Origin of the sequence: Kitasatospora sp. NPDC093558 (assembly GCF_040683475.1) — a bacterium.
Taxonomy (GTDB): domain Bacteria; phylum Actinomycetota; class Actinomycetes; order Streptomycetales; family Streptomycetaceae; genus Kitasatospora.
This window is the reverse complement of sequence record NZ_JBFBDY010000433.1, coordinates 1-5344: the sequence shown is the minus strand read 5'-3', so window position 1 is coordinate 5344 and position 5344 is coordinate 1. Positions and strand designations below refer to the sequence as shown.

Below are 5344 nucleotides of genomic sequence, written 5' to 3'. Positions count from 1 at the left end.
GCAAGAACCCGGCGGAGGTGTGTTGGTGCGTTGCCCGGCCTTCGCGGGGCCCGTCGGTGAGGCGCCGCAAGGATCGTTCCCGGACGTACGGCGGGCACTCGGGAAGGCCCACGCAGTGGCGGAGCAGCTCGGCGGTCACCCGGGCGTCGCCGAGCGCGGTGTGCGCCGGGTACCAGCCGAGGCCGGCCGCCTCCACGCAGGCCGCCAGGCCGTGGCCGCGGGCCTCCGGCAGGTGCGCGCGGGCCAGCCGCATCGTGCACAGCAGCGGGACGGGCGGCAGCGGCACACCGATGCGGGCGAACTCGCGGTCCAGGAACGCGTGGTCGCAGCTCACGTGGTGGCCGACCAGCACCCGGCCGGCCAACAGCTCCAGCAGCCGGGGCGCGATCTCCCGGAAGCGCGGGGCGCCCTCGACGTCCGTCTGGCTTATCCGGTGCACGTGGGTCGGGCCGACCGGGCCGAGCGGGTCGAGCAGGGTGGCGAACTCGCCCTCCGGGCGCAGCTCGCCGTCCAGCAGGACCACCGCGATCTCGACCACCCGGTGCCGCCACGGGCTGCGGCCGGTCGCCTCCACGTCCACCACGGCGAAGCCCTTGGCCCTGTCGGGGACCTCGAACGTCGCGGGGGTGGGACCGGGAAGCATGGCGGCACTCCTCGTGTGCTCAGCCCCCCACGGGCGCAAACGAGTTCGATCGTAAGCCGACGAACACGCTCCGACACCGCCGGTTCGGAGTGGGTTTGGCAACGATTCGGCGACTCGCCCCCGCCGGTCGGCGGGGGGGGGACGGCCGGTCGGCCGCGAAAAGGCCGCGGAGGGGGGTCAGCCGCCCAGTGCCGCGCGCAGGCGGCGCTCGTCGACCCGCCAGAAGTCGTGCTGGCGGCCGTCGATCAGGGTCACCGGGATCTGCTCCCAGTACAGGCGGTACAGCTCCTCGTCCTGGGTGATGTCCTTCTCCTCGAAGGCCGCGCCCAGCTCGCCCGTCACCCGGACGATCACCTCCCTGGCGTCGTCGCACAGGTGGCACCCGGGCTTGCCGACCAGGGTCACGGTACGGTCCGCCGGGGAGGGCTTCGGGCTCTTGTCGCGTCGCAGCAGTGGGCTCACCCGGTCATTGTGCGCCCCGCCCGCACCGGCCCCGCGCCCGGCCGCGCACCGCGCTGTTCACCGCACGGGCACGCCGCCGTCACGGCCGCTCCGCGCCCGGCTGGCTATGCTCGATGACATGGCCGTGCTCCGAAGGCTCACCCACGCAAGGCGCCCCACCACCGAGCGGACCGCCCTCGCCGGCGAGGCCGCGGCCGAGGCGGCGGAGGCCGCCCTGCGCGCCGAGCCCGAGCAGGCCGAAGCCCTCACGGACGCCGCCCCCGGCACCCCCACAAGCCCCGCCGCGGCCCCCGGCAAGCCCGCGAAGGCTCCCAGGGCGCCCGCCGGGAACCACACCCCCGAGCCCGGCGACGCGCACGCCGCCGCCTTCTTCGACTGCGACAACACCATCCTGCGCGGCGCCGCGATCTTCTACCTGGGCGTCGGCCTCTACCGGCACGGCTTCCTCACCCGCCGCGACATCGCCCGCTTCGCGTGGCAGCAGGCCTGGTTCCGGCTGCACGGCGCCGAGGACCCGGACCACATCTCGGACGCCCAGCACACCGCGCTCGGCCTCGTCGCCGGCAAGCGGACGGCCGACCTGGAGGCGCTCTGCGAGGAGGTCTTCGAGGACGTCGTCGCCGACAAGATCTGGCCCGGCACCCGCGCCCTGGTCCAGATGCACCTCGACGCCGGCCAGCGGGTCTGGCTGGTCACCGCCGCCCCGCTGGAGGTGGCCCGGGTGATCGCCCGGCGGCTCGGCATGACCGGCGCGCTCGGCACCGTCGCCGAGGCCCACGACGGGCTCTACACCGGCCGCCTGGTCGGCGAGCTGCTGCACGGGCCCGCCAAGGCCGCCGCGGTCTCCGCACTGGCCCGCCGCGAGCGGCTCGACCTCGACCGCTGCGCCGCCTACAGCGACTCGGCCAACGACATCCCGATGCTCTCGCTGGTCGGCCACCCGTACGTGGTGAACCCGGACGGCGCGCTGCGCCGGCACGCGCGCGCCCAGGGCTGGCGGGTGCGGGACTTCCGCACCGGACGGAAGGCGGCCCGGGTCGGACTGCCGGCCGCGGCCGCGCTCGGCGTGCTCGCGGGCGCGACGGCCGCCGGGATCGCGCTGCACCGGCGGCGCCGCTGCGCGTGATCCCGCGCACTTTTCCACCCCCGCACTCCCCCCGAGTTGCCGACCGCGACGCGCCGAACTCCCCCGCGCGGCCTTCCCCTTCACGGGTGACCAGACGTCAACACGGCCTCTGACCTGGCCCCTCGTACGGGCGAACTCCGGTGCGCCGCACGGCCGTCCGGCGCCACTGTCCGAACCTGATACCAGCTGACCGGTTCTGATCGTTCGCCAGACCGGGAAAGTCGGCGATTACCGAGCCCCAAGGCAGGGAAACCGCCCGCCGGACCGCCGAATTGGTCACCCTGAGCGCTCATTCGATCACGTTGGGCCGGAGGAACGGCGACACGATCGGTCAGTGTCAGCCGAATATGCACGCGAAATGGATCCCAAGCGACCACTTCGACCACACGGTGTAGCTGTCATTGCACAAAGCGTTATTCTCTCCTGGATGCGCGTCACCCAACCGCCCCGTTTGAACGGGCGATGGTGGCGTGCTCTCCGCGCAGGCGGAGGTGATCCGTCCACAGTTCTGCCTCTGGGAGTCCCGTGTACCCACCCGTCCGGAACGACGCGCCTGCACCCTCCCGCCCGTCGTCCGCGCCCCTGCGCCCCCGCACCGGCCTCCGCGGTCGCCCGGTCACCACCCGGCAGATCTCCACCGGCCTCGACCTGTTGCGCAGCCTGCTCCTCAGCCAGCTCGCCGTCTCGCCCCAACTCGTCCCGGCCGGGGGCACCGCCCAGCCGGAGGGCTGGGGGCGACTGCCGGCCGGGCCCCAGCCGACCCCCGGGCTCGCGCTGCGCACCACCGCGGCCGGCTCGGCCGGCACCGGCTCCCGCGGCCGCACCGGCACCACCGGCGTCGGCCGCGGCCGGACCCGCACCGCGCCGAGCCCGGGCTACGAGACCGAGCACAACCCGATCATGGAGCTCGTCGAGCGGGCCCAGGCCGGCGAGAGCGAGGCCTTCGGCCGGCTCTACGACCACTACTCGGACACCGTCTACCGGTACATCTACTACCGGGTCGGCAGCCGGGCCACCGCCGAGGACCTCACCAGCGAGACCTTCCTGCGCGCGCTGCGCCGGATCGGCACCTTCACCTGGCAGGGGCGCGACTTCGGCGCCTGGCTCGTGACGATCGCCCGCAACCTGGTCGCCGACCACTTCAAGTCCAGCCGCTTCCGGCTGGAGGTCACCACCGGCGAGATGCTCGACTCCAACGAGTGCGAGCGCAGCCCGGAGGAGTCCGTGCTGGAGTCGCTCTCCAACGCGGCCCTGCTCGACGCGGTGCGCCGGCTCAACCCGCAGCAGCAGGAGTGCGTCACGCTCCGCTTCCTGCAAGGGCTCTCGGTCGCCGAGACGGCACGGATCATGGGCAAGAACGAGGGCGCCATCAAGACGCTGCAGTACCGAGCGGTCCGCACCCTGGCCCGCCTGCTCCCGCCCGACGCACGGTGAGGCGCACGGCCGTACGGGCCGCGGCGAGCGGGTGCGGCTCCGACGGGGAGATACCCCGCCGGACCGGATCCGACGGTCCGTCACCACCGGTGGCGGACCGACACGTCCGGGTGAACGGTCGGTCCGATGATCAGTCGTGCGTAACCGACCGCCCGCACCGCTCGTTGGCCACCGTGCAAGCCGCCACCAGGCGTACGGTCAAGCCGAATTGCGACCCGTCACCCGATGGAGTGGCTTTGGCCCGCCGGGGCAACCGTCCGGCAGGCCGGCGTGTCGACAACGACGAAGGGAGGTGTGGCCCGTGACGGCAAACGTGCTGGAGCACCGACGGGCGAAGGCCTTCGCCGAGGCGCTGGAGGCCCACCAGGCAGAGCAACGCGGCACGGCCGACACCGAATCGGCCAACACCGCAACCACCGGCCCGAGTTCTGCCGCGATGGCCGAACTGGTCGGCCTGGCGGGAGCGTTGGGCACACTGCCGGGACCGGCACTCGACCCGGAGGTACGAACCGTCCAACGCGCCCAGCTGATGGCCGCGTTCGAGCAGGCCTTCGCCGGCGGACCGGGCGCCACCGTGCCCCGCCAGCGCCGGCACCGCGCGGTCCGGACGGCCCCGCGCGGCCGCTGGAGCCGCCGCTTCGCGATCGGCGGACTCGTCGCCGGCCTCGCCGTCGGCAGCCTCGCGGGCGCCGCCGCCGCCAGCACCAGCGCCCTGCCAGGGGACACGCTGTACGGCATGAAGCGCGGCCTCGAAGGCCTCCGGCTCGACCTCGCGGGCTCCGACTCCGAGCGCGGCGAACTGCTCCTCGACAACGCCGCGACCCGGCTCAAGGAGGCCAAGAGCCTGGTCGGCCGCACCGACGGGGCGGGCGCGCTCAGCCCGGGCACCGTCGACCAGGTCCGCCGTGCACTGGACGACATGCACGCCGACGCCATCAAGGGCCGCGACCTGCTGCGCTCGGTCTACCGCAGCAACGGCTCGCTCGACCCGATGCGCACACTGGCCGGCTTCGCCCACGACGAGGACGGCCGCTGGGCCGAGCTGGAGGGCCACCTGCCCTCCCAACTCACCCCCCAGGCCCACCTGGTGAACCAGCTCTTCGACGACATAAGCGAGGACGTCGCGCCCCTGCGCCTGGCCCAGCCCACCGCCCCGAGCGGTGGACCGGCCGGCCCGGGAGCGGGCGGCGACACCGCCGGGCCGAACCCCGGCGGCACCGGCTCGGCACCCGCCCGGGGCGCCGGCACCGCGCCGGGCGCCCCCACCCAGGGCGGCGCACCGGGCACGTCCGGCGGCAGCCGTCCCGGCGGCACCGAGCACGCACCGGCCGGCGTCGGCACGCTGCTGCCCGGTGGCACCGGGGCCAAGGGCGAAGGCCTGCCGGGCAACCTGCCCAGCAGCGCACCCGATGCCGTCAACGGGCTGGTCGGCAACCTCACCAACGGGCTCACCGGCAGCAAGCAGCAGCAGCCGTCGCCCAGCACCGACGCTGCGCCCGGCGGCCAGCCCGCCCAGACGCAGCAGCCGTCCGCCACGCCCAGCACCGCCACCGGCGGCCAGCAGCAAGGCGTGGACGTGCCCCCGCTCATCCCGGGCCTGCTGCCCGGGCTGCGGATCCTCGGCGGCTGACGCACCGGGCCGGCACACGACGGCCGGGGCCCGGCGGGTTCGTCCCGCC

5 protein-coding genes are annotated in these 5344 nt (G+C 74.6%); 3 read left to right on the top strand and 2 right to left on the bottom strand.

From position 1 onward, the window contains the following. Positions 1–643 (bottom strand): 3'-5' exonuclease (locus AB0O00_RS28350; protein ID WP_363656472.1); only part of this gene is annotated, 643 nt, incomplete at its 3' end. A gap of 177 nt (positions 644–820) precedes the next feature. Next, complete coding sequence (locus AB0O00_RS28345; protein ID WP_363656471.1) at positions 821–1105, bottom strand: glutaredoxin family protein; 285 nt, start codon at positions 1103–1105, stop codon at positions 821–823. Positions 1106–1223: 118 nt separating this feature from the next. On the opposite strand from AB0O00_RS28345, the gene AB0O00_RS28340 reads away from it, so the two are divergent. The 3 genes from AB0O00_RS28340 to AB0O00_RS28330 all read left to right on the top strand — a co-directional run bounded on the left by AB0O00_RS28340 (position 1224) and on the right by AB0O00_RS28330 (position 5295). Next, positions 1224–2231 (top strand): HAD-IB family hydrolase, encoded by a 1008-nt coding sequence (locus AB0O00_RS28340; RefSeq protein WP_363656470.1) that lies wholly within the window; start codon positions 1224–1226, stop codon positions 2229–2231. A 582-nt stretch (positions 2232–2813) separates the two neighbouring features. Then, positions 2814–3665: an ECF subfamily RNA polymerase sigma factor, BldN family gene (locus AB0O00_RS28335; RefSeq protein WP_363656474.1), complete on the top strand. Its 852-nt coding sequence runs from the start codon at positions 2814–2816 to the stop codon at positions 3663–3665. A gap of 301 nt (positions 3666–3966) precedes the next feature. After that, positions 3967–5295, top strand: a complete 1329-nt coding sequence (locus tag AB0O00_RS28330) for a DUF5667 domain-containing protein (RefSeq protein ID WP_363656468.1) — start codon at positions 3967–3969, stop codon at positions 5293–5295. Positions 5296–5344 lie beyond the last annotated feature (49 nt).

What these genes read in the sequence shown, in the direction of transcription:
- AB0O00_RS28340 (WP_363656470.1), top strand. Translation starts at nt 1,224, where the DNA reads ATGGCCGTGCTCCGAAGGCTCACCCACGCAAGGCGCCCCACCACCGAG.